At 44.2% G+C, this 25,281-nt stretch carries 24 protein-coding genes and 1 pseudogene; 15 read left to right on the plus strand and 10 right to left on the minus strand.

Features of this window, described 5'->3' with window-relative positions:
• Nucleotides 1–717: an SPOR domain-containing protein gene (locus L5L91_RS16730; RefSeq protein ID WP_168825699.1), complete on the plus strand. Its 717-nt coding sequence runs from the start codon at nt 1–3 to the stop codon at nt 715–717.
• A gap of 315 nt (nt 718–1,032) precedes the next feature.
• Complete coding sequence (locus L5L91_RS16735; protein WP_006083282.1) at nt 1,033–1,257, plus strand: hypothetical protein; 225 nt, start codon at nt 1,033–1,035, stop codon at nt 1,255–1,257.
• Between the two features lie 181 nt (nt 1,258–1,438).
• Here L5L91_RS16735 and L5L91_RS16740 read toward each other — a convergent pair whose 3' ends face one another.
• The 3 genes from L5L91_RS16740 to L5L91_RS16750 are packed head-to-tail and all read right to left on the minus strand — an operon-like array spanning nt 1,439 to nt 3,795.
• Nucleotides 1,439–2,377 (minus strand): SPFH domain-containing protein, encoded by a 939-nt coding sequence (locus L5L91_RS16740; protein WP_168825701.1) that lies wholly within the window; start codon nt 2,375–2,377, stop codon nt 1,439–1,441.
• Complete coding sequence (locus tag L5L91_RS16745) at nt 2,377–3,312, minus strand: SPFH domain-containing protein (protein ID WP_263237184.1); 936 nt, start codon at nt 3,310–3,312, stop codon at nt 2,377–2,379. The genes L5L91_RS16740 and L5L91_RS16745 overlap by 1 nt, the downstream gene beginning before the upstream one ends.
• Nucleotides 3,313–3,324: 12 nt before the next feature.
• Complete coding sequence (locus L5L91_RS16750; protein ID WP_263237186.1) at nt 3,325–3,795, minus strand: NfeD family protein; 471 nt, start codon at nt 3,793–3,795, stop codon at nt 3,325–3,327.
• A 475-nt stretch (nt 3,796–4,270) separates the two neighbouring features.
• Here L5L91_RS16750 and L5L91_RS16755 point away from each other — a divergent pair, with 475 nt between their 5' ends.
• On the plus strand, nt 4,271–5,023 hold the full coding sequence (locus L5L91_RS16755; protein ID WP_263237188.1) for an outer membrane protein OmpK: 753 nt from the start codon (nt 4,271–4,273) through the stop codon (nt 5,021–5,023).
• Between the two features lie 102 nt (nt 5,024–5,125).
• Here L5L91_RS16755 and udp read toward each other — a convergent pair whose 3' ends face one another.
• Nucleotides 5,126–5,884, minus strand: coding sequence for a uridine phosphorylase (gene udp / locus L5L91_RS16760; RefSeq protein WP_105251257.1), 759 nt, complete (start codon nt 5,882–5,884; stop codon nt 5,126–5,128).
• 413 nt (nt 5,885–6,297) lie between these two features.
• Here udp and L5L91_RS16765 point away from each other — a divergent pair, with 413 nt between their 5' ends.
• Nucleotides 6,298–6,510 carry a YdcH family protein gene (locus L5L91_RS16765; protein WP_006083288.1) on the plus strand — a complete coding sequence of 71 codons (213 nt, stop codon included), beginning with the start codon at nt 6,298–6,300 and terminating at the stop codon, nt 6,508–6,510.
• 65 nt (nt 6,511–6,575) lie between these two features.
• Here the strand turns inward: L5L91_RS16765 and L5L91_RS16770 are convergent, their stop codons facing one another.
• Together L5L91_RS16770 and L5L91_RS16775 are read right to left on the minus strand one after the other, a co-directional pair.
• On the minus strand, nt 6,576–7,751 hold the full coding sequence (locus L5L91_RS16770; protein ID WP_105251256.1) for a type III PLP-dependent enzyme: 1,176 nt from the start codon (nt 7,749–7,751) through the stop codon (nt 6,576–6,578).
• Between the two features lie 377 nt (nt 7,752–8,128).
• Complete coding sequence (locus tag L5L91_RS16775; RefSeq protein ID WP_105251255.1) at nt 8,129–8,608, minus strand: hypothetical protein; 480 nt, start codon at nt 8,606–8,608, stop codon at nt 8,129–8,131.
• Nucleotides 8,609–8,777: 169 nt separating this feature from the next.
• Here L5L91_RS16775 and L5L91_RS16780 point away from each other — a divergent pair, with 169 nt between their 5' ends.
• The 3 genes from L5L91_RS16780 (at nt 8,778) to L5L91_RS16790 (ending at nt 12,270) form a co-directional block, all read left to right on the plus strand.
• Nucleotides 8,778–9,614 (plus strand): mechanosensitive ion channel family protein, encoded by an 837-nt coding sequence (locus L5L91_RS16780; protein WP_263237190.1) that lies wholly within the window; start codon nt 8,778–8,780, stop codon nt 9,612–9,614.
• 109 nt (nt 9,615–9,723) lie between these two features.
• A complete protein-coding gene (locus L5L91_RS16785) occupies nt 9,724–11,262 on the plus strand; it encodes a tetratricopeptide repeat protein (RefSeq protein ID WP_263164313.1) in 1,539 nt (512 codons plus the stop codon).
• A gap of 231 nt (nt 11,263–11,493) precedes the next feature.
• The gene (locus tag L5L91_RS16790) at nt 11,494–12,270 is read left to right on the plus strand and encodes a substrate-binding periplasmic protein (RefSeq protein WP_263164311.1); all 777 of its coding nucleotides are present in this window, start codon (nt 11,494–11,496) and stop codon (nt 12,268–12,270) included.
• A gap of 33 nt (nt 12,271–12,303) precedes the next feature.
• On the opposite strand, the gene L5L91_RS16795 is transcribed toward L5L91_RS16790, so the two are convergent.
• Nucleotides 12,304–13,143, minus strand: a complete 840-nt coding sequence (locus L5L91_RS16795; protein ID WP_263164310.1) for a LysR family transcriptional regulator — start codon at nt 13,141–13,143, stop codon at nt 12,304–12,306.
• A 191-nt stretch (nt 13,144–13,334) separates the two neighbouring features.
• Between L5L91_RS16795 and L5L91_RS16800 the strand changes: the two are divergent.
• From L5L91_RS16800 to L5L91_RS16820, 5 genes and pseudogenes are all read left to right on the plus strand, one after another.
• Nucleotides 13,335–14,050 (plus strand): annotated as a pseudogene (locus tag L5L91_RS16800) (SDR family oxidoreductase).
• 482 nt (nt 14,051–14,532) lie between these two features.
• A complete protein-coding gene (locus tag L5L91_RS16805; protein WP_105251249.1) occupies nt 14,533–14,862 on the plus strand; it encodes a c-type cytochrome in 330 nt (109 codons plus the stop codon).
• Between the two features lie 191 nt (nt 14,863–15,053).
• A complete protein-coding gene (locus L5L91_RS16810) occupies nt 15,054–16,778 on the plus strand; it encodes a DUF3373 domain-containing protein (protein ID WP_263237192.1) in 1,725 nt (574 codons plus the stop codon).
• 55 nt (nt 16,779–16,833) lie between these two features.
• Complete coding sequence (locus tag L5L91_RS16815) at nt 16,834–18,222, plus strand: tetrathionate reductase family octaheme c-type cytochrome (RefSeq protein ID WP_263142575.1); 1,389 nt, start codon at nt 16,834–16,836, stop codon at nt 18,220–18,222.
• 314 nt (nt 18,223–18,536) lie between these two features.
• Nucleotides 18,537–19,697 carry a putative sulfate/molybdate transporter gene (locus tag L5L91_RS16820; protein ID WP_106649267.1) on the plus strand — a complete coding sequence of 387 codons (1,161 nt, stop codon included), beginning with the start codon at nt 18,537–18,539 and terminating at the stop codon, nt 19,695–19,697.
• A 104-nt stretch (nt 19,698–19,801) separates the two neighbouring features.
• On the opposite strand, the gene L5L91_RS16825 is transcribed toward L5L91_RS16820, so the two are convergent.
• The 3 genes from L5L91_RS16825 to L5L91_RS16835 are packed head-to-tail and all read right to left on the minus strand — an operon-like array spanning nt 19,802 to nt 22,565.
• Nucleotides 19,802–20,794, minus strand: a complete 993-nt coding sequence (locus L5L91_RS16825; RefSeq protein ID WP_263172950.1) for a polysaccharide deacetylase family protein — start codon at nt 20,792–20,794, stop codon at nt 19,802–19,804.
• Nucleotides 20,791–21,429, minus strand: a complete 639-nt coding sequence (locus tag L5L91_RS16830) for an ester cyclase (protein ID WP_113940104.1) — start codon at nt 21,427–21,429, stop codon at nt 20,791–20,793. Before L5L91_RS16830 ends, L5L91_RS16825 begins: the two co-directional genes overlap by 4 nt.
• Nucleotides 21,429–22,565 carry an alkene reductase gene (locus L5L91_RS16835; RefSeq protein WP_263237214.1) on the minus strand — a complete coding sequence of 379 codons (1,137 nt, stop codon included), beginning with the start codon at nt 22,563–22,565 and terminating at the stop codon, nt 21,429–21,431. Before L5L91_RS16835 ends, L5L91_RS16830 begins: the two co-directional genes overlap by 1 nt.
• A gap of 111 nt (nt 22,566–22,676) precedes the next feature.
• Here L5L91_RS16835 and L5L91_RS16840 point away from each other — a divergent pair, with 111 nt between their 5' ends.
• The 3 genes from L5L91_RS16840 (at nt 22,677) to L5L91_RS16850 (ending at nt 25,247) form a co-directional block, all read left to right on the plus strand.
• Complete coding sequence (locus tag L5L91_RS16840; RefSeq protein WP_263237216.1) at nt 22,677–23,588, plus strand: LysR family transcriptional regulator; 912 nt, start codon at nt 22,677–22,679, stop codon at nt 23,586–23,588.
• A gap of 408 nt (nt 23,589–23,996) precedes the next feature.
• Complete coding sequence (locus L5L91_RS16845; protein ID WP_263164300.1) at nt 23,997–24,824, plus strand: hypothetical protein; 828 nt, start codon at nt 23,997–23,999, stop codon at nt 24,822–24,824.
• A gap of 96 nt (nt 24,825–24,920) precedes the next feature.
• Entirely contained in the window at nt 24,921–25,247 is a 327-nt protein-coding gene (locus L5L91_RS16850; protein WP_263164299.1) for a hypothetical protein, read from the plus strand.
• Nucleotides 25,248–25,281 lie beyond the last annotated feature (34 nt).

Below are 25,281 nucleotides of genomic sequence, written 5' to 3' on the forward strand. Positions count from 1 at the left end.
ATGAGTAATCGCGATTATGCCAATAGAAGGCCGCAGTCGGGCGCTAAACCGCGCCCAATCCGCGCGACTCGCCCAACTCGAGCAAAGCCTTCACAATCTAAATCGGCGCCGCGTAAGAAGCTGCCGCTGACCTTGATAGGCTTTGTCATACTCGCTGTGGGTTGTTTCGTCTATTTCCTGTCAAGCATTAAAGATAATGCTAAGCAAGAAGTGAAGCCGATACCCGCTCCGGCCAAGAAAACGGAAGTGCAAGTTAAGCCTCAAGAGACAGCGGTGCTTACTCCTAAGGTCAAAGAACCTGAACGCCAAGCGGTCGTTATCCCAGTAGAGACAACTGAAACTGCTGAGCTTATTGTTCCGCCAAAGAAGGATCCTAATGCTCTGCCACCACAACCAAAGGAAGAATGGACCTATCTCAACGAGCTTGAAAATAAGCATGTTGAGGTCGATATTCCCGATATTGTTGCGAGCAGAACACCGATGCAATATCAGTTGCAGTGTGCTTCTTTCCGCCAAGAATCACAGGCGAACGAGATGAAAGCCGTCATCGCTTTCCAAGGTTTAGAGGCGCAAGTGAGACAAGTCGAAGGTACGACTGGCGTATGGTACAAGGTTGCTTTAGGCCCCTTCGAGCGTAAACGTGATGCAGAGCGTAAACGTCATACACTGCAAAAAGCGGGGATTAATGGTTGCCAGATTCTGGCGATTCCTAAATAAGGCTTTAGCCTACTCCTGATAGACTATTAAGAATAAATAGCGACTAGCGTTTTATCGCTCGTCGCTATTTTTTTATCCGTATGACATGACTCACGCATTGACTCTGCCCGCCCATAAAAACTCAGTTTTAAACAACAACTCATTTCAAATTTGCTGATCTACTAAATTTATAACCCATTATTTATAAACAACAAAATCCTTTATTAAGAAAGATTAATATGCAGTTTAATTGACCTAGATCAAACTTAGGCGTATCTCTTAATTAACAGCAAGACCGCTGTATCTGTGTCAAATCCAACCTCAGGGTGAAGTATTATGAATGCATTAATCGAGATAGAAGCCACCGAATTCAGCCAATTGTTCAAGAGTGGCGACATGCTGGGAATTAGGATGTTTATGGAACATGTGCGCATGCCACTGGATGTTCAAGACAAGATTTATGACGAAATTTCTGCACTTCAGCAATTAGAACAAAACCAAATTGCCAAGCTCATTGAAACCCACGCCCATTCCCAAATTCATGAACGCCTAGCTTATTAGCCTTCCATTCAATGAAAAATTTAACTATGCCCAACTGCAGCTTCTGGCGGTTCATTCAACAGAAGCTGTCTAACCCACCCACTCTCCATCACACAGAATCAAATTTCAGCCAAAAAATAAGGCCAAACACCTGAGTATTTGACCTTAATGAACTAGCTAGTTTCAGATTTTAACCACAGCCTTAGCTCGGTTTTTCTTCCGTTAAGCCTATGCTATTCATCCAGTAATCGAAATCCACCATATTACCCGGCAATACGACTCGACTATTCTTCTGGCTTAAGCCATCGAGCTGTTTAAAGTATTGCTCACCGAGTTGCATCCGCAGGGCATTGTGACCACCCGGCGCGGCAATAACAGAGGCGAGACGTTCAATCGATTCTGCCGTTGCGCGGGAAATGGTTAAAATTTCCTCAGCCTTACCTTCGGCTTCGTTAATCCGGCGCTGCATCTCACCTTCAGAACGGTTTACCGTTTCAGCTTTAACCCCTTCAGAACGGTTAATTTTACTCTGTTTGTCACCTTCACTCTTAGCCAATAATGCACGGCGCTCACGCTCGGCATTTACTTGCATTTCCATGGCATTTTTAACGGTTTCAGGTGGTGTAATATTTTTAATTTCATAACGATGCACGCGTATTCCCCACAGGGCACCCGCTTGATCTAAGACTTGCACTACCTTGGCTGAAATCACATCACGCTCTTCAAACGTACGATCAAGATCAAGTGTCCCGATGACAGAGCGTGTCGTCGTTTGCGCCAACTGAATTGCTGCATAACGATAATCAGTAATACCATAGCTGGCCTTCACTGGGTCAGTCACAGAGATATAAATCACCCCATCCACTTCAACGTTTACTTCGTCGCTCGAGAAACATTCCTGCGGTGGTACGTCAATGGTTTCTTCTTTCAAATCATGAATAAAAGCCACTTTATCCACAAAGGGGATCAAGGTATGGAACCCTGCATCTAACGTACTGTGATACTTACCTAAACGCTCAACAATAAAAGCCGATTTAGTGGGTACTAGGCGGATCGATTGAAATAGTTTAATCACAAAAATGGCAAATATCAGGCCCCAAATCGCCATCACAATCAAATCTGTATCTACTGGAATATTCATTATCGCGCTCCTTTGCCAAGATTATTCTGGCCACTCATAGTCTGAGTGACTTGCTCCATGCCTTCGAAGAAACCTTCAAGTTTTGCCATTTCAGCGGGAACAACAGAGACTTGTGCATCAATGAGGATCTTGCCAACTTGAGCAATAAACTGTTCTTTTAATAGCATATTCATCGCATCTGTACCGCCATTGACGGCTAATGCTTGCGAGATCATTGCCATACCTTCGGATTTTGCTTTGGCTATGATAGCGATCTCCTGACCTGTACCTTTAGCTTCATTAATCCGTTTCTGTTTTTGACCTTCTGACAGGTTAATGGCCTCTTGGCGCTCACCTTCAGACATATTGATCATCGCGGCTTTTTCGGCATTCGCTAAGGTAATTTCGGCACGTTTACGACGCTCAGCTTCCATCTGCTTCTCAAGAGTGTGGATCACATGGCGTGAAGGCGTGATATTACGAATTTCATAGCGCAATACCTTGATCCCCCATGGCTCGGAAGCCTTATCTATTTCCCGCACTATTGATTCATTTAAGCTATCACGTTCAGAGAAAGTCTCACTCAAACTCAGCTTGCCGATTTCAGATCGCATAGTGGTCTGGGCTAAATTCACCGCTGCTTTACGGTAGTTTTCAATACCATAACTCGCCAATTTGCCATCCATCACTTTTAGGTAGACTAAGCCGTCCACTTCAAGTTGAGTGTTATCTTTGGAGATACAACTCTGTGGCGGCACATCTAATACTTGCTCACGGGTATCGTGACGGTAGGAGACGCGATCGAAAAAAGGGATCAAAATATGAAATCCGGGGTCTAATACTGCGCGGAATTTGCCAAGACGCTCAATGACATGCACTTCACGCATCGGCACAATTAACATCAACTTATAAAGAATAAAAAAGATAAATAAAATGACTAAGGTAAATACAAACATAGATTCCATCCTTTAGTTTTTGGAAGCTTCTATTGAAATAGGCTCAACGACTAGAGCGATATTTTCACGACAAATAATTCTGACTTCGGTACCCGCCTCAATAATGCTGCCATCGCCAAGCGCTGGCCATTCACTACCTTGAAACTCCACCCGCCCGGGTGTTTGCCCAGGACCTATGGTCTGCTTTACGCGAACAATTTGATTGTATAGTTCGATTGCTTCATCCGTGTTATCCACATGGGAATCACCACCAACGAGCTTCTGAGTGACTTGTCTGAAAACCAATAACAACACAATGGCAGAGATAAACCACAGAGTCATGCTCTGCACGACACCTTCGACCAGTCCTATGCCTAACGCACCTGCCACGACTAAACAAGCCGCACCCAGCAACACTATTATGCCACCTGGAACCACTATTTCGGCGAGCATTAACACTAAACCAACCACTGCCCACACTAAAATCGGATTTGAAAACTCCATATTTCCCCCTGAAATGAGAGTGTCCTTTACTGCACTATAACAGCAGAGTTTCGGATAATCGACATAATATGTCAAAATTTACCCTGTCAAAACGCACACTCAATCACCTATGACTTAATCCTCATTCTCCCATATCCGCCCACGAAAGCCGTTAGGTTGTTTTAAAATTAAGCATAATCAATTCAAAAAGATAGCAAGCCCCCAATCCACAAGCGGCGCAATAAAAATAAAAAACATTAAAAATCAATTATCTAAAAATAAAATCCCTCACTAATGATTATGTGATTTTGACAACAACATTCGATAAAAACTTTGAATAAATGTAAATTTTTGCATATATTGCCCCCACTTTTGAGCAAGTCCTTTGACGTACACTCGCGCTAGGTTTGAACTTACCCATCAAACCATGCCATAGGTCAGAGAGCGGATTGAGTAAGACACGAATTAACTTCGACCTATACAACAGGAAATAACAATGAAAAAAACATGCCTATGCCTAGCACTAATGCTTTCTCCTCAAGCATTTGCGGGTGACTTAGTACAGTGGTGGGATTTCAGTGCAACAGCCCTCTATGGCGAAGACTACGATTTAGCGCCATCGGATAAACAAGCCACTATCACATTGGAAACAGCTGGCGGTTGGAAATACGGTGATTGGTTTGCCTTCCAAGATTTTATCTATTTCAAAGGTAACGACACGGGCATGGAAAGCACTACCTATGGTGAAATTTCGCCACGTTTTAGTGCCAGTAAAATTCTTGGCGAAAAAATAGTCTTTGGCCCAATAACAGACTTGTCTCTAGCGTTAACCTATGAAGAAGGTGAAGGCCCAGTCCACAGCCTACTTTACGGTTTAGGGGTTGACGTAGCAGTACCATACTTCACTTATCTTAACTTTAATACCTATCGCCGCGATGGTATGAGCACTGGTAACAATAGTGACGGCTGGCAGTTCACTCCTGTATTTCGTATCGATATCCCTGTTGGATCTGCCAACATAGTACTCGATGGCTTTATCGACTGGGTATTTGCCACCGACGATAACGGCTACGAGGAAAACTTCCATTTCAACCCACAGCTAAAATACGATCTCGGTAAGAGCCTGTTCGGTGATCATCAAGCCAATAAATTATTGGTGGGTATCGAATACGATCTGTGGACCAATAAATACGGTGTGAAAGGCGTCGATCAAGACACTTACTCTGTGATTGCTCAATACCATTTCTAATCGGTATCGGCATAGTTTTAAAGCAACAAAAAAGGTGCCATTGGCACCTTTTCTATTCTGAGCACTCACTTTGCAGGGGAGTGTTGCTTAGCTTACTAAAAATTAAGCTAACAATTTTTTCGCTGCTGCAACCACGATAGAAACCGCACTCACTTCAGTTTTCTTCATTGTGGCTTCATTAGGAATTTCTTGTTGGGTGCGGTTTACAATCACACCTGCAACGCAGGCTGCACGCCAACCTTGAGTAGCACACATAGTGAACAAAGTGGAAGACTCCATCTCATAGTTCAGTACGCCCATATCTTGCCATTCTTTCATTGAACCCGCGAAACGACGCGTTACACGGCCTGTGACAGTGTCATAACGCTCTTGGCCTGGGTAGAAAGTATCAGAAGAAGCTGTTACGCCAATGTGTGGCTCAACGCCAGCATCGCGACACGCCGCAACCATAGCAGTGGTACATTCAAAGTTTGCAACCGCTGGATATTCCATAGGTGCAAAATGTAAGCTCGCGCCATCTAAACGCACTGAAGCTTGAGTCACAATCACATCACCCACATTAACATGAGGTTGGATTGCACCTGTAGTCCCTACACGCAGGAAGGTATTCACACCTAATTGTGCAAGTTCTTCTACTGCGATAGAAGTAGATGGACCACCAATACCGGTTGAACATACTACTACTGGCTTACCATCGGCATACGCTAAATAGCTTGTATACTCGCGGTGGCTAGCAAGAAACGTCGCATTGTCCATTAGTTCAGCAATACGTTTTACACGCTCTGGATCACCAGGAACGATTGCTAAGGTTGCACCATCGAGCATCGCTTTGGTCAAACCTAAATGAAATACATCAGCCATTGTGAAAACCCCTTTCATTTTTGATAATTAAATTCTTATAAAATCGACTTTAACCTAGTATCGAAGCGGTGAAGGTTAACTTGATCACAGAATTATCGGCAAGAAGTAATTGTTTAGTCGTAATGAAATTACCAACTACACCAGCATCTGCTCACAAGATAACAAATTTGCCCATATTTCGAATGTCAGTCTGATTTATACCAAACAAAGTGTGAACCAGATCCTGAACTCATGCCAGAGTCTGTGGCAACAAATGCCTAAGATGCTGATTTAAAATAGATTAAAATAAATCATCCATTAGTATTAATCTAAGTGACCGATAAAAGTGATCTAAGTCACGTTTAACGACTTGGTATAAGGTTAGGGTTAAGGCGTAACCTGAAGTGTAGTAAATGACGACAAGGAGAATGCCGATGTTTCCAGAGTACAGAGAATTAATTTCCACCCTGAAAACCCAAGATGCTCATTTTCAACGTAAGTTTAATGAGCATAATCAGTTAGACGAGGAAATCAAACAACTGGAAAAACGTGTCGCCAGTGATTTCAATCCCACTGTGAAAGAACTCAAAAGCAGAAAGTTACACTTAAAAGAGGAAATTTATCAGATCCTCAAATCCCACGAGTAATCCCACTATTACTCTAAAGACAAATAAGGGCGCCTAAGCGCCCTTATTAATGTCATCACAATCGCTTACAGATAGTAATCCTTCAGCGGTGGGAAACCGTTAAAGCATACTGCTGAATACGTCGTCGTATAAGCCCCTGCGGTTAACCAATACATACGGTCGCCAATGGCTAAGTCATTTGGTAAGCCATAGCTATAGTGCTCATACATGATATCTGCACTGTCACAGGTTGGGCCGGCAATCACGCATTTATCCAGCTCGCCTTGACGCTCAGTATAAATCGGGAACTTAATCGCCTCGTCCATCGTTTCAATCAAGCCAGAGAATTTACCCACATCGGTAAACACCCAACGCTCTAACGCTGTGTAAGATTTTTTGCTGATCAGTACCACTTCAGACACTAAAATCCCCGCATTAGAGATCAACGAACGACCTGGTTCCAAAATAATTTGTGGTAAATCATCACCAAAATCTTCCTTCAGGAAGTGAGTGATTTGCTCGGCATACACACCCAATTGATTGGTTTTATCAATATAGTTAGCAGGGAAACCGCCACCCATATTGATCATCTTCAAGGTGATATTGTGCTCATCACGTAGACGGTCAAAAATGCTTTTCACTTTACCAATAGCGGAATCCCAAGCACCTATGTCACGTTGCTGAGAACCCACATGGAAAGAAATACCAAAAGGCTCTAAGCCTAATTCCTGTGCCAATACTAATAGCTCATAGGCCATTTCGTTTTGGCAGCCGAATTTACGGGATAACGGCCAATCAGCGGTATCTGTACCTTCGGTCAGAATGCGCACATAAATACGTGAACCCGGTGCTTCTTCAGCGATCATTCGCAAATCAGCTTCTGAGTCAGATGCATACATACGCACGCCACGCTCATAAAATGCACGCACATCTTGGCGCTTTTTAATGGTATTACCATAGCTGACTCGATCGGTTGTCACACCGACATTCATGACCATATCTAGCTCATAAATCGAGGCAATATCAAAGTTTGACCCTTTATCTTTTAGTAAAGATAAGATCTCGGCCGCGGGGTTTGCCTTAACTGCATAATAAACGTTGGCGTAAGGAAAACTATTAACCATGTCATCGTATTGTTTCGCTATGATACTTGTATCGATCACTACGAACGGGGTTGCTTTGTCTTTGGCAAACGCTTCAATACGCTTGAATGTGTCCATATCATAATAGTCAGCAACATCAATAGATTGAAATTGGCTCATTGGGCCAGAGTCTCCTTTGGGTCAGATAGATAACAGTAAGTGTGATGTAGTAAAAACGTGCGCAGTAAACGATATTTTTTCGCTTTACGCAACGAATTTTTATGCTGTATTAATAACTTTTTATTCCACAACTCTTTAAAGAACTGAACCATCAAAAAAAGGCGCGATAAAACAAATAATTATGCACACAAACCCTAAGGTAAATTTGTGTTCATTATCAGAATAAAAAGTGAATTTTTTACGACGTTATCGGAAGGGAGATGGATAGACTGGCTGGAGCCAAAATATCCATCTAAAAACAGTTATCTTGAAGTAACAATTACACAGCGAAAAGAAGACTAATGGATGCCTTAAAATACGTCCGTTAAATCGAGTTGTTACTGCGGCTGATTGAGTTTTGCGAGGGCTTGGTTCAAGGCTTCACTGGAATCAAAATAGGCAATGTCCAAAATGTTACGCTGCTTGAGCAATATCATAGTGGCCATATCTTTGTTATCAGGTAATAAACGACTGATCTCACCATCCCTATCTAACCCAATCGCAAAAGGTAAATCTTGCATCTGTGGCACAGCCACAAATTTAGCGATCAAAGAAGGCATACCACTGATATCGGCAACATAAACTAAACCCGTTGGCATTTGAGTCGCGCTCAAGGGAGTAAGTGCATCCTTTATCACATCACCGCCTTTCATGCTGCGACTAAAGAGCAGCACTTGAGTCTCATCAGTCACATTAATGGTTTTATCATTTTGGTCGAGAAGTGAAATGGGATTAATCGCATCTCCGGCAACATAACTCGCAGCATACGCCCAGATTGGGGTTAACAGACAAGACAAACATAACAACAGCGTTTTCATAAACACTCGACTCCATTATTGGATAGGCGAACAGCATACCTGACTCCCCCTATCGACTCATTAAACCAACCACGATTACATGATACGCTTCACACATGAAGGGCGAAAAGTATTTGGTGGAATTTCTACGCTAGAATCGCACAGTTAACTTTATTACAAGGATATCATAATGATAACACCTGGACTCGATCAAGAATTGCAGCAACTACAAGGCGTTTATCAACTCATCACCGAGTTTTTAGTCACCTATAGCTTTCAACTCGTAGGTGCTTTGCTGATCTTTTTGTTAGGTTTATGGGTAGCCAGTAAAGTATCACGCTTAGTCGCTAAGCAATTCGACAAACACAATATCGATATCACCCTAAGCAATTTTGTCAGCAATCTTATCCGCATTTTGATCATAGTCATGGTCGGGATTATCGCCCTCGGCAAAATCGGCATCAGTATTACCCCTATGGTTGCAGCAATTGGTGCTGCCTCCCTCGGCGCAGGTTTAGCCTTACAAGGTATGCTAGCGAACTATGCCGCAGGCGTGACTATTATCGTCACCCGCCCTTTTTTGGTAGGCAATACTATCGAAATCAAAGGGGAAAGCGGCGTTGTTAAACGTATCCACTTAGGCATGACCATACTCACCAATGAGGAAGGCGAGCAAATCAGCATTCCTAATAAGCATATCGTCGGTGAGATCCTGCATAATTCCTTTAGCAATAAGCTAGTCGAAACCCAGTTCAATCTCAGTTACAACACAGATCCCGAACGAGCCATTAGTGTGATTACTGAGTTATTAAGCAATAATCCCTATATTTATCAAGAGACCACACCTAATATCGGCATCAATGGTTTTAATGCTATTGGGATTGAAATGGGGGTTCGTTACTGGGTGCCCACACAAAGCTATTTTCAACATAAATATAAGGTGAACCTCGCTCTTTATAACGCCCTTAAGCAGGCAGGAATCGAGATTGCCTGCCCCATTAGAGAGATCCATCTGCAAGATAAATAACGTTAATGCCCATGGGATTGGTCGATCAGCCTAGCCCAAATTGTAAACTTGCATTCTTGTAAAAATTTACGTTTACTATACTCCCAAATATCGATAGTGATGGACTACTATGTTGTTGATACTCATAATTATTGCTTTTATTGTACTGTTTATTTTTTTCGCTAAATATCAAAAAAAACAAGTGCAAGCTAAAGCACTTGCCGCAGGTGATCCTACTGCGCTACTCAATCATGGCTTAACACTGATTAACCAAGGCGAAGTCAACTCTGGCCTAGATTATATTCAGCAGGCAGTCGATAAAGGCTTAGCCGTTGCCGCCATTGCTATGGCCGAACTTTATTCCGGTCGATTCCCACAAGTTCCCGCCGATCCCAAGGCATCTAACGATTGGTATAAAAAAGCCGCCGAAATAGAGCCTCAATATTTACCCATGCTCACACTACCTAATTTGCTCTCTTCTGAGTCGCAAACACTCGATGAGTTAATCGCACAGGCAGAACAGCTCAAACCTAATGCCGAAGCGGGTCAAGCCGAGTTTCAATATGAGCTTGCTTACTTGTATCTAAGCCAGCCCTTTCTCGATCCCGATGCTAGCCAAGCAATTTACTGGTTCGAAAAAGCCGCCGCACAAGAAAACCAAAGAGCCTATTACCATTTAGCCACACTCTACTGGCATGATGAGCGCGTCACTTCGGACTATATCAAAGCACGTGAATACTTTGAGAAATCCGCAGCCGCTGATTATGAATTAGCAAAAGATGATCTAGGGCATATGCTTGCTGCAGGCCAAGGTGGACCTAAAGATTTAGCGCGTGCAGAGGCATTACTTAGCGAGCGCGCCGCAGACGATGATTTCCGCCAGTATTATCTTGGTAAACGTTTCCTCTACGGTGAAGATTTTGCTGTCGACTATGACAAGGCGCGCCATTGGTTAAGCCAATCTGTCGCTAGAGGTAATGACTTCGCTAAGATTGAATTTGCTCATCTTTTACTGAAAGCGCCACAAAATGAAAGTGATTACCAACAGGCTAAAATTGACTTTGAAGAATTCGCACTTAAGTGGAATGAAGACGCACTGCTAGGCTTAGGCAAGATTTATGAGCAAGGTTTAGGCGTGAGTCGCCAACCAATTAAAGCGTTAATGTATTACCAGCTCGCGGCCATGAGCAATAGAGCCGATCATCTAAAAGAATTAGCCAGATTCAGTCAGCAACTAGGTACCTTAGAGATAAGAGAGGCTGAGCGTCTACGTGACAGTTTCTTGCATCAGCATCCAATCCCCGCTGAGCAACAACAATATTTTTATATCTATAAGGCTGCATCATTTTTAAGTGATGAAAAACCCACTCAAGAGGCTCTACAAGCGGCAGAAGCTTGGTACGTCAAATCGGCAGAGCTAGGTCATGAAATTGCTATGCGGGAACTGGTCAATATTTACGGCGCAGAACAATTAAATAAACCTATACAAATGTTTATTTGGTCTAGTTTATTGCTACGTCATTTTGGTAAATACGGGATGAATAGCGCTCAACGACTCCATCAAAACACCGCAAAATCATGTTTAACCAAATCCGAACTTGCCTACGCCGAAACTCAAATTGAGGCTATTGAAACCCAATTAACGCCCTATCTTGAGTCGGATAGGTAAGTTTCCTAGCAGCGAATGAGCCCCAGAAAAGGTTTGGTCAGATTTAACAGGCCAAACCGTTTGGTTACAAAATAGAGTGAATTTATAATTACTTAAAAAGCACAGTGGATGTATAAGCACTACAATCAATTATTGACCAAACCTGCGCAGCTAAACGACTCAAAAATAAAATATAGTCAGGTTAACTGCCCAGCCCTAAATTAAAACTGACCATTTTAATAGGCAAGATGTATGAGGCTGATACTGATCATTGTCATTTCATGCTTATTTCTGCCCCAAGCAAGGGCAGAAACCTCTGCCGTTGTCTGGCAAGCACACTGCCGCGATAGGCATCCTGTTATTTATGTCGAAAATGGTGAGTGCAAAGGCCCAGGTGCAGCTGTCATCAATGAAGTCATCGCCCGCCTAGGTCACAAGATAAATTGGAGTAATGTGCCTTGGGCACGCACAATTAAAGTGGGAGAAATGGGACAAGTCGACCTAATCCCTGTCCATTCGATGACGCCAGAGCGCAACGATTTTCTAGACCCTATGCTGCTGGGATACGACAAGCGCTACGTCTATTACTTTGCCCTTGCGAATAGACAACTTGAAGTCAAACATTTCGATGAACTAAAACCTCATATCATTGGCGCACTTAGAGGCGCTTTTTACTGTCCGCAGTTTAATGACAATCAAAACCAACTAAAAGTGTCTTTTGTTAATGATAACGGTCAGTTAATCAATATGTTGAAGGCTGAGCGTATCGATTTAGCCATCACCTCCGAACAGCATGAGATGCAATTTTTTGCCAAAGATCCCCAACTCAAACAGATGGCATACGTAGATATCAGCAAAAATGGCCGCTATTTCAGTATTCCGCTCATGTCGCCGCAGCATCAATATGCCAAGCAAGTTCACCAGATAGTCGACGACATGCGTACCTCAGGTGAAATTACTCAACTATTTAAATCCTACGGCGTCGAGCCTCCACTTAATCTCACTGAATCGCCCTTAGCAACTCACTAATCTGAATGCTGATAACCCAAAACTAACTTGGAATTAATTCGATCGAGCGGCTAAATGCCGTAACAAGGTCGCCAGTGTTGGCGCAACTGCCTGATGGGAGGGATAACACAAACCAATACGACGGAACATTCTCGGACCATCAAATTTCACTTGCTTGAGCCTAGGCTCATCTTCAATCAAACCATCGGGTAAAAAACTCACGCCAAATCCGGCTAACACTAGCGACATCACGAGAGACTTAGATTCGGCCTTAGCGACCAAATTAAGCGACATATTGCTGCACGCCAATAAACCTATCGTTTGCTGATGGGCTTCACAGGGTGGGCACTCAATAAAGTCAAAGCCATTGAGCTGCTCGGGGCGTAGGCTATCTACTTGGGCGAGGGTATGATCCTTGGGGACGCAGAGCACATAATCCTCCTCCCACAGCGGAAAAAATACTTCATCTTCATGGCGCAAGCTGTCGATGCTTAAATGGCAATCTGCAGGGCTTTGATAGTCCACCAGCTCCAGATCTAGCTTATCAATGGCTTGATTCACCTGTTGTAAAAATCCTGCCAAACGCCGCTGGCTTAAGTCTGGCATCACAGCCAAACGTAGCTTTTGCCGGCTTGCCTTCGCCATAAACAAGCCTGGTAACTTACTCGCCTCCTCGACTAATTTAACCGCCAAAGGGTATAGATAGTGCGCGCTGTCCAAAGGTTTAACGCCTTTTTTGCTGCGCTCAAATAACTGACCACCAAGCTCTTCTTCGAGTTGCTTTAACCCAGCAGACAGTGAAGGCTGGCTCACAAAGCAACGGTTAGCCGCCGAGGTAATATTGTTCTCTTCAAAAATTGCGATAAAGAAACGCAGCAAACGCAAATCGACCATTTAATCTTCTCCGACAACCGACGAGTTCAGCACAAATTTCAACAATAGTGCCATAGGCTGAGCCTATCATATCCAGCTGGAATAAGTATTTTTCGACTGAAAATCCCCAGACTATACTGGTTAACAAGTTCAAGACGCCGAACAACAGTTTGTTTACGGCTTACATTGGCTCCAATTAATAGGAAATACTAATGAATCAAGTTACTAAATCACTGGTTGTCATCACAGGCGCTTCATCGGGTATTGGCGCCGCTATGGCTAAAAGCTTTAGCGCTGCAGGCCATCCGCTGCTATTACTGGCACGCCGAGTTGAAGCAATGCAAGCGCTTGAATTACCAAACAGCCTTTCTATCAGCGTCGATGTCACCGACGGCGCAGCTATTAAAACCGCCATAACCCAAGCAGAAGCACAATTTGGCCCGGTCGGCTGTCTTATCAATAACGCGGGAGTCATGTTACTGGGCCAAATCGATGTGCAAGATCCCAACGAATGGAGCCGCATGCTCAATATCAATGTGATGGGCGTGCTTAATGGTATTCATGCGGTATTAGCCGACATGAAAGCTCGCAAAACTGGCACTATCATTAATGTCAGCTCAGTGGCGGGGCGTAAAACCTTTCCAAACCACGCCGCTTACTGCGCTACTAAATTTGCCGTGCACGCCTTAACAGAAAACATTCGTGAAGAAGTCGCCATGGATGACGTACGCCTTATCACTATCGCCCCCGGCGCAGTAGAAACCGAGTTGTTGAGCCATACCAAGCGGGTTACCATGACTGGAAAGAAGAAATGGGCGGCGTTATCGCCCCTGAAAACGTCGCCGCTGCTGCACTGTTTGCATGGCAACAACCGCAAAATGTGTGCGTACGCGAAATCGTTCTAGCACCAACGCGCCAGCAACCTTAATCCGTTCTGAGTCTACTTTTATCTAAGTTATCTTGCTTCGAAAGACAACCAAACCTATCCCCAAAATCAATAATGCCAGAGTCAACTCTGGCATTATTTACTTCCCAATAAAGCCTGCCAAACAGCTGCTAAGTTTCAACATCACTACTTTAGTGAGTGCATATTTTACAAAGTGTTAGCTTAATCACAGTCCATTTTTTGTGCTTTAGGCGCAAAACTCGAAACTCAAAGTTATCAGCGCTAATTTAGCATGTTGACTAGTTCATTGTTTTTAAATAATAAAAAAAATAATCACACCCTTCTATAACATTATCAATTAGATTTTTATCAATGAACTTTTTATCAATTAGATTTTTTTAATGAAAGTGATATACCTCAAATTTACACACCGTAGGATTTGATAAATTAATTTACAAAGTGGAATCAATAAAAACACTTAACCAACAAATAAATGTAAATGATCACGAAAAGTAAGGAATGAGATGATGAAAACGTCAACTAAGATAGCAATTGCCATGGCAGTGATCGGCAGCTTGAGTATTAATGCGTATGCCGCAGAGGGAGGTAATCCAAAGAAAGGTAAACATTTGTACAAAAAAGAATGCAAAGCCTGCCATAGCCAAGGCGGTGAAGGTGGTGAACTCACGCCAATGGCCAAAACGATGAGCCAGTGGGATCGCTTCTTTGATAAAGATAAGCACAAATTCAAACCAGAGGTATTCAATGGCCTCTCTGAGCAAGACCTCAAGGATATACAGCAATTTTTGTATGACCACGCCGCCGACTCGGACCAACCCCAAACCTGCGGTTGATCTCTGCCAACGTTATGGCCTAAGACAATGGTAGAGAGCTCCCCTGCAACTGCTCACTAACACATTGAATTAAAAATTAAAAAACCAATTCGAGAAAAATGGGGAACACACCTCAGGGACTCCTATTGGGTAAATTTGGCGAAATGCACTTAGCGCAATCATGCCAACAGAACAACTCTGGGAGAAACCTTATGCGTACTCTTATCTCAATCCTCGTCGCCAATGCCTTGTTTATGTCAGGCCAATCTTTTGCTACACCTAATGATGTGCAACAGGAAAATCAAAAAATTACCGAGTTAAAACAGAAGCTTGCCGATATTACCGAGCAATTGGATGATCTCAATAATCGCGTCGACAAAACCGAGCGGCACACATCGTTAGACCGCCTTGAAATTACAGGTGATTTCCGCACTAAAGCTCATTCACTACATTACCGCGATGTTGTCTGGAATCCGGCCATCAAAGTCAATTTCAACGACTTTGGTGCCAAAGCCATGTCCGGCGCTTTCGGTATGCCCAACGATCTCAACTCCCCACTAGGGAAAATGATGCAAGCTAATCCAGACCTTGCTGCAGCCTTCCAAAATGGCATGTTACAAGGTGTTATGCCCTATGTGCTCGCGCCCAAAAGTGTACAGGACATAGATAACGATATTTTTTACACCACTCGCCTGCGGTTAAATCTGAAAGCTAAGGTATGGGATAACGTCAGTTTTGCTGGCCGCCTCAGTATGTATAAAAACTGGGGTGACTCTACCGGAGTTCAAGTATTTGATTCTTGGCGGTCTTTCACTATGGATGGTACCAGTAGCGGCAATACCAGTGGTGACTGGCTGCGGGTTGAACGCGCCTATTTCGATTGGAAAAACATTAATGGATCAGAGTTTTATCTCTCCATAGGTCGTCGCCCTTCCACCTATGGTCCACCCAGTCACTACCGCGAGAATGAAATGCGTGGCGGCACACCTTCAGGACATTTAGTTAACTTCAACTTCGATGGCGCCACCTTAGGCTACAACCTAGGCGAAATCACAGGTATCGAAGGCCAAGTCGTCCGTTTCTGTTACGGCCAAGGATTTGAATCACAATGGGGAAATGGCGAAATGTTTGGTGATATTGTCACCAAGGATACTCACCTTGGTGGCTTTAATATCGATGCGATCAACGATGGCACCAACTTCCTCCAGTTCACCCTGTTTGGCGCCAAAGACGTGAACGACGGCTTTAAAGGCACCATGGCCTTCCCTACCCAACTGGCAGGGATTTTTGCCCCCACCATGTATCAAGATATGCAAAAGTTCGACAACTTTAACTTTGTTACCCGAGTACAACCCAGCGGGGCTATCGGCGACATGTATCTAGGAGGAATTGGTTTTGCGCGCGAAGAGGCAAACGATATCAAATGGTTTGCATCATTTGGCTGGACTCGCGCCGAGCCTAACGGTAACGCCGGCATGTTTGGCGGTATGTTATCCGATGCCATATTTGAAGCCGAGCTAAACAGCACTGGTACTGAGATTATTATGGTGCCAAAAACCAGTGACGATACCGAAGCCAAAGACGGTTATGGTATTTATGTCGGCGTACAAATTCCTGCTCCCTACGGCAAATTGGGTCTGGAATATAACTACGGCTCCGAATATTGGACGCCTTTTACCCAAGCACAGGATGACCCTATTGGTAGTAAGTTAGCTACCCGAGGACATGTAGCAGAAGCCTATTACATCTTTGATATTAACCCCAAAATGTTTATCAAACTTGCTGGCCTTTATTACGACTACGAGTACACAGGCAGCGGTACACCTGTGGGTGCTCCACAAAAAATCGACGATGTGCTAGCTGGCTCTGCTTATTCCATGTTGCCAGTGGTTGATACCGCGTTTGATGTCAACGCCTCACTCACCATCAACTTCTAATCCGTCATTGATAACAACGATCAGCCCTCGGTTACATCGAGGGTGGGAGTACAAAATGAATAAGCTCATCCTCATTGCCTTAGCGGGCATGACATTAAATGCCTACGCCGCTAATCCCCATAAAGAGGCACTTAAAGGCCCGTTTACCACAGGCTCACAGGTGACCACACAATGTTTAGTCTGCCATGAAAATCAAGCGACTGACGTGATGAAAACCTCCCATTGGACTTGGGAGTTAGAACAAAAACTTCCCGATAGGACAGTCGTAAGAGGTAAGAAAAACAGCATTAATAACTTCTGCGTTGCCATTTCCAGCAATGAACCCCGCTGTACCAGTTGTCACGCGGGTTATGGTTGGAAAGACAGTAACTTTGACTTTAAAGATAAAACCAAAGTCGACTGCCTAGTTTGTCACGACACTACAGGAACTTATGTTAAAGATCCCGCTGGCGCAGGTGAACCTATGGCAAAGCTCGATCTGACTAAAATAGCTCAAAACGTTGGCGAACCTGTACGGGATAACTGCGGTAGTTGCCACTTCTATGGTGGCGGTGGTGACGCGGTAAAACATGGGGACTTAGACTCATCCATGTCTTATCCAGACAAAGCGACGGATGTGCATATGGATAGCGACGGTAATGACTTTCAATGTCAGAACTGCCACACCACTGAGAAACACATGATCTCAGGTAATGCTATGGGGGTTTCACCCGGTGGTGTCGACCATATTGGCTGTGAAAACTGCCACGAATCAGCGCCGCACGCGAACAAAAAACTCAATACTCATACAGCGGCAGTTGCCTGTCAAACCTGTCATATTCCGTATTTTGCTAAAAACGAACCGACAAAAATGCGCTGGGACTGGTCAACAGCTGGAGATGATAAAAAAGAAACACTCGACCAATACGGTAAGCATACCTACCAAAAGAAAAAAGGAGATTTTGTTTGGGAAAAAATGGTCAAACCCCAATACGCTTGGTACAACGGCACAGCCAATGCTTATATGGCAGGTGATAAAATGGATCCAAGTACAGTCACTAAATTGACCTATCCCATTGGCGATATAAATGATGTCAAAGCAAAAATCTATCCTTTCAAGGTGCACACGGGTAAACAAATTTACGATAAAAAACTCAATATTTTTATCACACCGAAAACCTATGGCAAAGGGGGATTCTGGAGCGAGTTTGATTGGAACTTAGCGGCAAAACTAGGAATGGAAGCGAACACGACTATGCTTGAGAAAGGTATCAAATACAGTGGGGAATATGACTTTGCAGCCACTGAAATGTGGTGGCGGATAAACCATATGGTGTCACCAAAGGAGCAAGCATTAAATTGTAACGACTGCCATAACAAAGGCACAAGACTCGATTGGCAAGCCCTAGGTTATCAAGGTGACCCGATGAAAAGTAAACAAGGGCCAAAACACAAACAGCCTTGATTGAATCGTTCACTGATTTGAGCATCACAGATATCTTACTTTTAGTAAGGTATCGAAGTGAACACTGCTGATTAACCAAATCGAGTTCCCAGTAATACCCTTTGAGATCTTAGTTTTTACTAAGATCTCTTTTTTTATAATCTTGTTACTCTCACTCAAAAAGACAATTAGACTCAGCCATTCTTCGGCCTTGCCCCAGTTTGTCTCATTGAGTGACTCAATACGGTAGTTTGACTCTGTTTACCCCCCAAATCATCTGATTTTTATGGCATTTATTTTGCGTAGTCATAGTGTGTTCAATTACGGCAATCAGTATGACCTCGGGCAAAATTTCCCAAACAGTATCTAATCCTTCATTCAACCGTTTACTCGGTGAAACCAGTGGCGCTTTTGCCGACTTAGGCACTTTTTTACCTTTAGTGCTAGGGCTAATTGCCCTCAATCAATTTTCGCCCCAAGGGATATTTTTGGGGTTTGGTCTATTCGCTATTCTCAGCGCGCTGTTTTACCGTCGCCCGATTCCGGTACAACCGATGAAAGTCATCGCTGCACTGGTGATCGCTCAGGGCTTAACCCCAGGCATGTTGCAGGCAAGCGCCATGTTAATGGGCATTATCCTGTTAATTCTCGCCTTTAGCGGCGCCATCACTTGGTTAGCCAAACAGTTATCCCAAGCTGTGAGTGTTGGCATTCAACTCGCCATAGGTCTGCAACTGATGTGGATGGGCACTAAGATGATGAGTGAATTTTGGCTGGTTGGCGTGGGGGCATTTGTACTGTTATTTATCAGTAAATTTTTGCCGCTGCGTTACCTTGCCATGCCCTTAGTCATAGCAGCGGGGATGATTTGGCAAGCAAGTACACAAACTAGTTTAGCCACTAACTTTGATATTCAAGCAATGACAGCGCCATTTCAATTAGCGTGGCCGACATCAGTTGAATGGACCTCTGCCGCCCTTTTGTTGGTTTTGCCACAACTGGCTCTCACCTTAACCAATGCAGTGATTGCTACATCAGTAATGGCGCAGGAGAAATTCCCTGAAGATGCCGCCAAACTCACACCCAAAAACTTCGCCATTAGCTCAGGTCTTGCCAACTTATTGCTCGCGCCCTTTGGTGCCTCGGCCATGTGCCACGGTGCGGGCGGACTTGCGGTGCAATACCATTTTGGTGCTCGCACTTATCTGGCGCCGTTAATTTTTGGCAGTACGTGCTTAATGATAGCCCTGTGCTGGGGTACTAATATCGCTTGGCTATTAAGCCTTATTCCTATGGCAATCCTCGGCAGTTTACTGACCACTGCGGGGCTGCAATTAGCATGGTCGAAACGCTTAATCGATGGTAAGCCCTTCTGTATCTTTGTGATTTTATCAACCGCTGTGACTTGCCTCGCCATCAACGCCGCTGCGGGACTTGCCGTGGGGATAATTCTGGAGCAGGGTCGCCGCACTTGGGCCATGTTGGCCATGCGTTAATCACTTTCGACTCGCAGTAATAAGGGTTCCCAAAAACAAAAAGCGCGTTAAACAACGCGCTTTTTGTTAACCATTAAAACCTCTTCCAACAAAGCTACAGCAGGCTAAAATGTTCTTGCAGGATTGGTCGGTGTGTCCTTTTGCGCCAGCGCCCACTTAGCAATAGCATCTTTACGCATAAAGCCTACATTGGTGTGATCTTTAGCGTACTGAATAAACTTATCTAAAGCGGTCACAAGTCCAGGAGCGCCACCAATACGGTCGTGCACACTGATCGACATCATCCGTCGCTGCGTCGAACCTTCTTGATAGAGCATATCGAACTCATCCTTTAGTTCCTGTAAAAAGGCCGCGGCCGTCATAGCTGTGTTGCCACCAAAACGTCCGATATCATTGTTACGTAAAGTGTAAGGCACAACAGCAAAAGGCTTATTTCCTACAGGGATAATTGAAGGTTCGTCCCGCGATAGATCATCGATATGATAAATAAAACCTAAGTCCTGCAAAATATTGAGGGTTTGAGTGCTGTGGCGCATCCAAAAGGCATTAAAACCTAAGGGGCGCTGACCTGTGATCCTTTGCAGCGTCTCAATACTCGCCACATAGGAGGCGCGTTCCTCTGCTGGCGACATGCTGTATTGTGGCGTCCACGTTTGTCCGTGACCCGAAATCTCATGCCCCTCATCTGCAACTTGTTTGGCAAGTTGAGGATGTAGCTCGGCGGCGCGCCCAACCATGTGAGAAGTCACCTTGATATTGTGCTTACGCCACAAGCGCAGCAGCCTTGGAATGCCTTCGTTCATACCGTAATCGTACCAAGTCGGGGTGATAGTATCTGGGTAGCCCTTTTCCATCGGCGGAAACGGCCCTTCGGCATTTTTATCTTGAGCACCTGCTTCAAACTGCATTGAGATTGAAATCACTAACTGCTCACCACTTGGCCAAAATATTTTGTTCATCCCACTGCCACCTGAACTTTTGGAGTCATTTTCTAAGGTATCTAATGATGGTAAACCAATAGCAAGCGCCGTTTGGCTTAGGCCGAACCCAGCAGCGATGGCGCCACCTGCCATTAAAAATCGTCGACGTTGATTCATGATTGAGTCCCTGCAGCTAATTGAGAAAATAGCGTTTGATAATCTTCGAGGTGCCAGTTATCTGTGATGAAACCATCCCGTACTCGATACATGTCAACAGCACGAAAATCGATTTTCTGCCCTTGGCCTTTTTGCTCACCAAAGACACCAGTAAAGCGGCCATTAAAACGCAGACGTACCACTGCACGATCGCCAACTATTAGCAAATGCTCAACTGAAACAGAGAGATCGGGGACCGCTGCCCTAAATGCCTTTGAGGCTTCGAGTGGCCCCGTGATTCCCTGTGCGCGGCCAGCGGGCAGAGTACGGTCGATAAAACCAGTCGCCAATGCGCCGTGGGCAAAACTTGCATCGCCCGTGTGCCAAAAACTGGCATATAACAAAGCGGCGCGGGCGATAGCTTGTGCCTGCGGTGATTGATCAGAAATCGTTTCCATTGCCGCTACTTTTGGCACTAACGCCGCTCGCACTTTAGCACTATCCTGTGTTGTTGCCCCTTGAGCGGCTAACGCATCCATGCTCAGACTTGCTAAGCTAAAACCCACAATAGCGATACCTATAAAGCCTGAAAACCATAGACTTAAGCTGAGCCAAGCGGGTAAGCGTTGAACATACAAAGTGTTAACCCGATCCATTATGCCACCTCATCGTCAGCGGATCGGATGACGGCTCTCAATGCTTCGTTGTGTGTAGGATAATCGGTATAACCCGCTGCACTACCGCCAAACAAGGGCCCTTTGTCGAATGCTGATAAAGGCAATTGATGCATTAAACGGTAAGGCAAATCAGGATTCGCAATAAAAGGTCGACCGAAGGCAACTAAGTCCGCATAACCGTTATCAATCACTTCATTGGCACGCGCCACATCATAGCGACCCGCAACAATAATGCTGCCCTTAAAGACTTTGCGCAGCTCGACTCTAAAGGATTCTGGCACCTGCGGCGCATCATCCCAATCCGCCTCTGAAAGGTGTACATATGCCACGCCCAATGCCGATAAATGCTTAGCCGCTAACAGAATAGTGTCTACAATTTCAGGACACGCCATATCTTTAAACGTCACGTAAGGGGCGAGGCGAACCCCGACTTTATCGGCACCAATTTTCGCACTCACGGCTTGGACAATTTCGAGTAAAAAACGAATGCGATTTTCCTGAGTACCGCCGTAGGCATCAGTTCTGTGGTTTGAATTGGTGCGTAAAAACTGGTCAATTAGATAACCATTGCCACCGTGAATTTCGATGCCATCAAAACCCGCCGCAACCGCATTCACTCCCGCCTGTGCAAAATCGGCCACAACGCGGTCGATATCCGCTTGCACCATAGCCTTAGGTTCTGGGCAATCCACCATTTGCCCTTCAGGATGCGCTTCATCCACAATCCATACTTTAGTGCCAACGGGCGCAATAGCTGATGGCGCAATCGGGGCATTACCCTGCTGAAAAATCGGGTGCGATACACGGCCAACATGCCAAATTTGATTGAAGATTTTACCACCAGCCTGATGCACTGCCGCGGTGACTTTTTTCCAGCCCTCAATTTGCTCCGCGGTATACACGCCCGGCGTAAATGAATAGCCTTGACTGTCATCGGATATTTGTGTCGCTTCTGTGATGATTAACCCCGCCGAGGCGCGCTGGGCATAATATTGCGCCATCAGATCATTAGGAATATTGCCTGGCTGCGTAGTACGCGCCCGAGTCATAGGGGCCATCACAATGCGATTGTTTAATGCCAGTGACGCTAATTTGTAAGACATGAATAGACTCATACACACTCCGAACCAGAAATTAAGATGAAACATCAGTGGTGCAATTGTGCATTAGTTAATCTATATTGATAATCAGGCTATTATTAAAATCATTTTCAAAAATAATTTGATATGTATCATTTAAACGATCTGCAATTAGCGCTGCGTATCGCAGCCTTAGAAAGTCTCTCGGCAGCCAGTAAAGAAATAGGCATGACGCCGGCAGCGGCAAGTGCCGCGCTGCAAAGATTAGAGAAAAAGCTAGGATGTCAGCTATTTGCTCGCTCGACGCGGCGCTTACAGCTCACAGAAGAAGGGCGGATTTTTCTCGATTCTGCGAAACCCGCACTGGCGATTCTCGAAACCGCCAGCGCCAATTTAGCCGAACACAGGGGTGAGCTTAAGGGCGAAGTACGCCTCGCCTTACCTTCGGATATTGGTCGCAGCCAGATCCGTGCTTGGCTCGATGAATTAATGGACTGCGCCCCAGAACTGACAGTGCAGCTGTATTTTGGCGATCATATGACAGACTTAATCGACCAAAATATCCATTTGGCTTTGCGCTATGGCCAACTTGACGACTCAAACCTTAAAAGGCGTCAGCTCGCCATGACCCCAAGGGTACTGGTCGCCTCACCCGCTTATCTGGCACAACACGGCACACCAAGCACGCTAAATGAACTGAGCCAACACGCAGTACTGATCTTAAATCGCGGCGGTGAGCCGTGGCAGAAATGGAAGTTAAGTCATAACGGCGCGCCCGTTGAAATCGAAGTCAGAGGCCAACGTTTCTGTAACGATGGCGCAGTGATCCGCGACTGGGCACTCTCAGGTCGTGGAATTGCCTATAAGAGTTGGCTCGATGTGGCGCAAGATGTGACCGAAGGCAGACTCCACTTAGTGCTAGCCGATAAAATAGCCCCGCCGATCCCACTGCAATTGGTATACCTACAAACCGATTATCCCAGCCATAAGATCCGTCGCACCATAGAGTTTTTAGTAGAAAAGCTCAGCCAGTTCTCCCAAAACTATCCACTGCCCTAAATTACAAACGTCCAAAGTATCCTAATAGAAAACCACGATAAACAAGTGGTCATGTGAAGAAAATAACCACCATCAAGTCGTTGCTAGATGATAGAAAACTAAAAGTAAATATGCCTTATAGGTTTAATGTCGTTGAGATGATGTAGTACCTGTGTCAACCAAAATGTAAGGCCAGAATACTCGAAATCAACGTCACTAATAATGCAAACGTAATGATAAAGCTAAAACGATATCAAGCAATTACCACCAAAGTTGTATAAAAACCACTACCCTGTCAAAACAAATTCCTATAGCATCATTCACACCAATTAACATCGTCGTAGTAGCCAAGTCGAACAAGTGATTTATGTCTCGCAAACAACGCTACACATTAATACTCAAACGTTAAGTGAAAGCATAAATTCAAATATGGATAAGAAAGCGAAGAAAATATTATTCTCCACCTACTGGAAGAATGGATGGATAGACTCAAAAGATAGACTCTTATCTGATGGAGATTTTGAGTACGCAAAGTCACAAGGATTGATGTTTGATCCGATTTCGATTTCTCACGATGACTGCATAGATACCATTGCAAAAGTAGTAAAAATAATATCCAGAGCACAAATTGCTAAAGGTTTTTTAAGTAGCCTGACAACTCGCCGCTTAGACTTAAGATCTTCTTTATCATCCTATTCAATTGCCAAAAATATCCCAGAGCATAAATATACACCCGTTATATCCGGCACTTCATATTCCGACGGAAAACCAACTTCACACTCCTACACCTGCGGTGTATGCCGAGACTGCAAATACGGGATAAGGGGTAGTCACAACTATAACAACACAGATATAAACGTATTGAATTTCGAGCGTATCAAATGGGGTGGTGTCCGTCATGGCGATATTTTATATACATATTTTGACTTAAACCAATTTATAAATACGGATATCCCTGACCCAACTGATGAAGACTTAAATTGTTTCAAAGAAATATTAAACACTATCGAAAGTTCGGAACCTACTGATTATCCCAGTGCCCTTGAAAAAAGATTGGCTAAGGTCGTAAAGTCCAGTAAAGCAGAAAGGCAGGTATTAATAGAGATTTTAGCCAGTATTGGAGTGTTACGACCAAGGAGCTACAATCGCCCTTCTAAAGGCAAAAATGACTGGGTGTTCGCTGAGTATTGGCGAGGTGAAGATAAATACTGCCATAAAACTGTCGATGAATATTTTGGTAAATATCTACAGTTATGAATGAAGTGGATCAGAGATCAAGCGAAGGCTTTTCCATCCCAAAACTAACCGCAAATAAGGCGCGGGAATGACTCGCTGTATCACAAAAGGTGCGTAATGCGTTTAGAATTAACTCTCAAGAACATGTTGGATAAAATTGAATCTTTAGATTGGAAGTGGGATGTATATATACCTTCTAATAAAGAAATTAATGACTCGATATTATGTCTTGTACTTGACGATGACACAGAAGAAGATCGTGGTATTGATGATGAACCAATTTACCCAACATCTATTGGTTATAAAAGCTTCTTAAGTGTGTCAGATTTGCAAAGTATTAAGAGTAATTTGCTGCAACAAAATTCTGAAGCTGGGTTAAATGAATTAATTAGTGCAGCAAAATATTATTATGAAAATGATGCTTTTATTAATATTAACCGCTAACCAATAAAAGCTGTCGGATGCTCCGGGCTAATGC

Origin of the sequence: Shewanella sp. SM55 (genome assembly GCF_025654025.1) — a bacterium.
In the GTDB taxonomy this organism is placed as follows: domain Bacteria; phylum Pseudomonadota; class Gammaproteobacteria; order Enterobacterales; family Shewanellaceae; genus Shewanella; species Shewanella oncorhynchi.

Coding starts and splice junctions, on each gene's coding strand:
- L5L91_RS16730 (WP_168825699.1), top strand. CDS start 1: ATGAGTAATCGCGATTATGCCAATAGAAGGCCGCAGTCGGGCGCTAAA.
- L5L91_RS16735 (WP_006083282.1), top strand. CDS start 1,033: ATGAATGCATTAATCGAGATAGAAGCCACCGAATTCAGCCAATTGTTC.
- L5L91_RS16740 (WP_168825701.1), bottom strand. CDS start 2,377: ATGAATATTCCAGTAGATACAGATTTGATTGTGATGGCGATTTGGGGC.
- L5L91_RS16745 (WP_263237184.1), bottom strand. CDS start 3,312: ATGTTTGTATTTACCTTAGTCATTTTATTTATCTTTTTTATTCTTTAT.
- L5L91_RS16750 (WP_263237186.1), bottom strand. CDS start 3,795: ATGGAGTTTTCAAATCCGATTTTAGTGTGGGCAGTGGTTGGTTTAGTG.
- L5L91_RS16755 (WP_263237188.1), top strand. CDS start 4,271: ATGAAAAAAACATGCCTATGCCTAGCACTAATGCTTTCTCCTCAAGCA.
- udp (WP_105251257.1), bottom strand. CDS start 5,884: ATGGCTGATGTATTTCATTTAGGTTTGACCAAAGCGATGCTCGATGGT.
- L5L91_RS16765 (WP_006083288.1), top strand. CDS start 6,298: ATGTTTCCAGAGTACAGAGAATTAATTTCCACCCTGAAAACCCAAGAT.
- L5L91_RS16770 (WP_105251256.1), bottom strand. CDS start 7,751: ATGAGCCAATTTCAATCTATTGATGTTGCTGACTATTATGATATGGAC.
- L5L91_RS16775 (WP_105251255.1), bottom strand. CDS start 8,608: ATGAAAACGCTGTTGTTATGTTTGTCTTGTCTGTTAACCCCAATCTGG.
- L5L91_RS16780 (WP_263237190.1), top strand. CDS start 8,778: ATGATAACACCTGGACTCGATCAAGAATTGCAGCAACTACAAGGCGTT.
- L5L91_RS16785 (WP_263164313.1), top strand. CDS start 9,724: ATGTTGTTGATACTCATAATTATTGCTTTTATTGTACTGTTTATTTTT.
- L5L91_RS16790 (WP_263164311.1), top strand. CDS start 11,494: ATGAGGCTGATACTGATCATTGTCATTTCATGCTTATTTCTGCCCCAA.
- L5L91_RS16795 (WP_263164310.1), bottom strand. CDS start 13,143: ATGGTCGATTTGCGTTTGCTGCGTTTCTTTATCGCAATTTTTGAAGAG.
- L5L91_RS16805 (WP_105251249.1), top strand. CDS start 14,533: ATGATGAAAACGTCAACTAAGATAGCAATTGCCATGGCAGTGATCGGC.
- L5L91_RS16810 (WP_263237192.1), top strand. CDS start 15,054: ATGCGTACTCTTATCTCAATCCTCGTCGCCAATGCCTTGTTTATGTCA.
- L5L91_RS16815 (WP_263142575.1), top strand. CDS start 16,834: ATGAATAAGCTCATCCTCATTGCCTTAGCGGGCATGACATTAAATGCC.
- L5L91_RS16820 (WP_106649267.1), top strand. CDS start 18,537: ATGACCTCGGGCAAAATTTCCCAAACAGTATCTAATCCTTCATTCAAC.
- L5L91_RS16825 (WP_263172950.1), bottom strand. CDS start 20,794: ATGAATCAACGTCGACGATTTTTAATGGCAGGTGGCGCCATCGCTGCT.
- L5L91_RS16830 (WP_113940104.1), bottom strand. CDS start 21,429: ATGGATCGGGTTAACACTTTGTATGTTCAACGCTTACCCGCTTGGCTC.
- L5L91_RS16835 (WP_263237214.1), bottom strand. CDS start 22,565: ATGAGTCTATTCATGTCTTACAAATTAGCGTCACTGGCATTAAACAAT.
- L5L91_RS16840 (WP_263237216.1), top strand. CDS start 22,677: ATGTATCATTTAAACGATCTGCAATTAGCGCTGCGTATCGCAGCCTTA.
- L5L91_RS16845 (WP_263164300.1), top strand. CDS start 23,997: ATGGATAAGAAAGCGAAGAAAATATTATTCTCCACCTACTGGAAGAAT.
- L5L91_RS16850 (WP_263164299.1), top strand. CDS start 24,921: ATGCGTTTAGAATTAACTCTCAAGAACATGTTGGATAAAATTGAATCT.